Here is a 3,848-nt window from a genome sequence, read left to right as displayed (position 1 = left end):
CTTCGATGTGTTGCTGATTCATCATTCCTTGCAGGTGACGACCTGGGGCGAGCGCAAGGTCGGCGACCGCGTCAATCTCGAGATCGACACCATGGCGCGCTATGCCGCGCGCCTAGCCGAGGCGGCCAGCGAAGGGCTTTGACACGAGGCGCCAGCCGCTGGTCGACCGGCCAGCGGTTTCCTGCCACAGTGCTTAACACTTCGCTTGCGAACTCATCGGGTTCGGCCTAAGTCAGCCGCTCCTGCCGGAGATTTGACATGGCCAACGACAAGAAACTGAAGCTCCTCATCGTTGAGGCGCGCTTTTACGACGACCTCGCAGATGCGCTGCTAGACGGCGCCAAGGCTGCTCTGGACGCCGCCGGCGCTTCCTACGATGTGGTGACCGTTCCTGGCGCCCTCGAAATTCCGGCCGTGATCTCGTTTGCGCTCGACGCAGCCGATGACGAAGGCACCCAGTATGATGGTTATGTCGCGCTTGGCACCGTCATCCGTGGCGAAACCTATCACTTCGACATCGTCGCCAACGAATCTTGCCGTGCTTTGATGGACCTGTCGGTTGCGGAATCGATCTGCATCGGCAACGGTATCCTGACTGTCGAAAACGATGATCAGGCTTGGGCACGCGCCCGCCGCACCGAGGGCGACAAGGGTGGCTTTGCCGCGCGGGCAGCCCTCACCATGATCGCCTTGCGCGAAAAACTTGGAGCAGCACGCTCGTGACGTCTCCTGAAGATAACGGCCAACCGCCCGTCCGCCAGGCCAACAAACGCGGTGCCGCCCGTCTGGCTGCCGTGCAGGCGCTCTACCAGATGGACGTCGCCGGCAGCGGCCTGCTCGAAATCACCGCCGAATACGAGGCGTTCCGCCTTGGCAAGGAAGTCGACGGCGCGCTCTACCGCGAGGCCGACGCCCAGTGGTTCCGGGCTATCCTCGCCGGTGTGGTCGAAAACCAGAAGATCGTCGACCCGGTCATCCGCCAGGCTTTGACCGAAGACTGGCCGCTGTCGCGGCTCGATTCGACGCTGCGCGCCATCCTGCGTGCCGGTGTCTTCGAACTGATGAAGCGCCAGGACGTTCCTGTGGCCGTGATCGTGTCGGAATATGTCGACATCGCCAAGGCCTTCTATGCAGACGACGAGCCCAAGCTCGTCAATGCCGTGCTTGATCGCGTTTCCCGAAAGCTGCGCGGCGAGGGTAAGGGCAAGGACGCATTATGACCGGTGGCGAACGCGACGCGCGGCGAACTGCTTACATTCTCGCCGCATCGCAAGCCATCATAGGCTCTGCCGCCCCGATTGCCTTTTCGCTTGGTGGCCTGGCGGGCTACTATCTCCTTGGACCCGACAAGTCGCTGGCAACCGCCCCGATCACCGGTTTCAGCGTTGGTCTGGCACTTGGCGCACTTCCGGCGGCTGCGATCATTCGCAGCCTCGGCCAGCGTCACGGCTTCATGTTCGGCACCGCCGTCACCGCAGCCGGTGGCGCCCTCGCAACGTTGGGCCTCTTCCGTTCGGAATTCTGGCTTTTTGTCTTCGGCCTGCTGATGCTTGGCGTCGGCAGTGCGTTCGTCCAGCAGTTCCGCTTTGCGGCCGCCGACAACGCGCCGCCCCAGTTCAAGGCCAATGCGATCTCGTTCGTGCTCGCTGGCGGCATCATCACCGCCATTCTTGGTCCGCAGATCGTCATCTTCACGCGCGAACTGTTCGCGCCCGTCATGTTCGCCGGCTCTTTTGCCGCGATCATTGGCCTTGCGGCGGTTGGCGCCGTCATCCTGTCGTTCCTGAAGGTGAAGGGCGCAACGGAAGCGCACGACGCGATCTCGCAGGCCGATGCGCGCCCGCTGCTCGAAATCGTTACCCAGCCGCGCTTTGCCGCGGCTCTCGTCTGCGCCGTCGGCAGCTATGCCGTGATGACCTTCGTCATGACCGGTGCGCCGCTCGCCATGGTCGGCTGCGGGTTTTCACCCGACGAGGCGACGCTCGGCATCTCCTGGCACGTCATGGCGATGTTTGGCCCAAGCTTCTTCACCGGCCGCCTGATCCAGCGTTTCGGCGCCGAGCGCATCGTGGCGCTGGGCCTGTTCCTGCTGATCGTTTGCGCCATCGTGGCGTTGTCGGGCATCGCGTTGTGGCAATTCTGGACATCGCTTATCCTGCTCGGCCTTGGCTGGAACTTCGGCTTCATCGGCGCAACCGCCATCGTCTCGACCGCTTATCGCCCATCGGAAAAAGGCAAGGTCCAGGGCTTCCACGACTTCGTCCTGTTCAGCATCGTCGCTTTGGCCTCGCTGATGTCCGGTGCTGTCTACAACGCTTATGGCTGGGAGATGCTGGCCTGGATCGTCTTCCCTGTCTGCRCCGTCTGCCTGGCGGCGCTTGTGGCTCTGTCGCTGACGCGTCAGCGTCAAACCGCCTGACAGGAGGATGTCGGCAGTCACGGCTGCCGATTTCTTCGAACTACAAAAAAATATTGCGCAGCCCCTGCGCATTGTGAAACCGTATGCCCCGACGGAAGCTGGCCGCCATGCTCATATGCGCCACCGAATTCCGGGAACGAGAAGGGGCTTCATTATGCGTCAAACCAGTACAATCGCCGCTGCGATCATCGCGCTCGGCCTCGCCACCAGCGCGGCGAACGCGCAGGTGGTGGTGTCTTCCAAGATCGACACCGAAGGTGGCGTGCTCGGCAACATCATCAAGGCCGTGCTCGATGCCAACAACATCGCCACCACCGATCGCATCCAGCTTGGAGCGACGCCCGTCGTGCGCAAGGCGATTACCGCCGGCGAAATCGACATTTATCCCGAATATACCGGCAATGCCGGCTTCTTCTTCGAAAAGGCCGATGACCCGGTCTGGAAGGATGCCGCCAAGGGTTTCGAGACGGCCAAGAAGCTCGACTATGACGCCAACAAGATCGTCTGGCTGTCGCCGTCGCCGGCCAACAACACTTGGGCGATCGCGCTGCGCAAGGATGTGGCCGAGACCAACAAGCTCGCCACCCTCAGCGATTTCGGCAAATACGTCGCTGGCGGCGGCGCTGTCGTGCTCGCGGCCTCGTCCGAGTTCGTCAACTCGGCGGCAGCCCTTCCGGCCTTTCAGACCACCTATGGCTTCACCCTCAAGCCGGAACAGCTGATCACCCTTTCGGGCGGCGACACGGCTGCCACCATCGGTGCTGCCGCCAACCAGACCAACGGCGCCAATGCCGCCATGGTCTATGGCACGGACGGTGGCATCGCGCCTTCGGGCCTGGTTGTTCTCAGCGACGACAAGGGCGTGCAGCCGGTCTACCAGCCGGCCCCGATCATCCGCGAAGCTGTCCTCAAGCAGCATCCGGAGATCGAAACCCTTCTCAAGCCGGTGTTCGAAAAGCTCGATCTGGTCACGCTGCAGGAACTCAACGGCCGCGTTCAGGTCGGCGGTGAGCCGGCCAAGGCCGTTGCCGAAGATTTCCTGAAGAAGAACGGCTTTCTGAAGTAAGCTTCCATTGGCGCGCCTCCTATGGGCGCGCCGACGGAACCGGGGACGCATCGCAGTCGTGGGCATCAGGTTCGACAAGCTTGGCGTGGTGATTGCCGCAATCACCGCCTATGGTGCTGTTGTGGCGCCATTCGCCACTTTTCGCGCCAACCGCATTGTAGCAGGTGAACCGCGCTCGATTATCGAGGCCTTGCCGTCACCCGTGGGGGCGGCCCTTCTGGCGATGCTGATGGCAGTAGGGCTTGTCGCGCTCTTCAAGACACCGCTGGCTGCGCGCCTGGGTGCGAGTGTCTTGGCGCTTGTGTCGCTTGCGCTGCTGATCGGCGTCGCCGGCAGTCACTTGACGCCGGAGGGCAATACGTT

General features: G+C 62.6%; 4 protein-coding genes and 2 pseudogenes. All 6 read left to right on the top strand.

The genetic code is table 11. From position 1 onward, the window contains the following. A pseudogene (locus tag AC1DUU_RS25800) lies at nt 1–142 on the top strand (riboflavin synthase); the annotation flags it as partial. 116 nt (nt 143–258) lie between these two features. Continuing rightward, entirely contained in the window at nt 259–723 is a 465-nt protein-coding gene (locus AC1DUU_RS25795) for a 6,7-dimethyl-8-ribityllumazine synthase (protein WP_476786216.1), read from the top strand. Then, complete coding sequence (nusB, locus tag AC1DUU_RS25790) at nt 720–1,220, top strand: transcription antitermination factor NusB (protein ID WP_476786215.1); 501 nt, start codon at nt 720–722, stop codon at nt 1,218–1,220. The genes AC1DUU_RS25795 and nusB overlap by 4 nt, the downstream gene beginning before the upstream one ends. Further along, entirely contained in the window at nt 1,217–2,419 is a 1,203-nt protein-coding gene (locus tag AC1DUU_RS25785) for an MFS transporter (RefSeq protein WP_476786214.1), read from the top strand. Before nusB ends, AC1DUU_RS25785 begins: the two co-directional genes overlap by 4 nt. Nucleotides 2,420–2,573: 154 nt before the next feature. After that, nucleotides 2,574–3,485 (top strand): glycine betaine ABC transporter substrate-binding protein OsmF, encoded by a 912-nt coding sequence (osmF, locus tag AC1DUU_RS25780; protein WP_476786213.1) that lies wholly within the window; start codon nt 2,574–2,576, stop codon nt 3,483–3,485. Nucleotides 3,486–3,543: 58 nt separating this feature from the next. Further along, nucleotides 3,544–3,848: pseudogene (locus AC1DUU_RS25775) on the top strand (ABC transporter permease); the annotation flags it as partial.

The organism is Aminobacter sp. P4_H6_2 (assembly GCF_056400805.1).
Note: the sequence above shows the minus strand (reverse complement) of the source record. Positions and strands in the feature narration are given on the sequence as shown.

Excerpts from the sequence above, each read along its gene's own strand:
- AC1DUU_RS25795 (WP_476786216.1), top strand. The coding sequence starts at position 259 with ATGGCCAACGACAAGAAACTGAAGCTCCTCATCGTTGAGGCGCGCTTT.
- osmF (WP_476786213.1), top strand. The coding sequence starts at position 2,574 with ATGCGTCAAACCAGTACAATCGCCGCTGCGATCATCGCGCTCGGCCTC.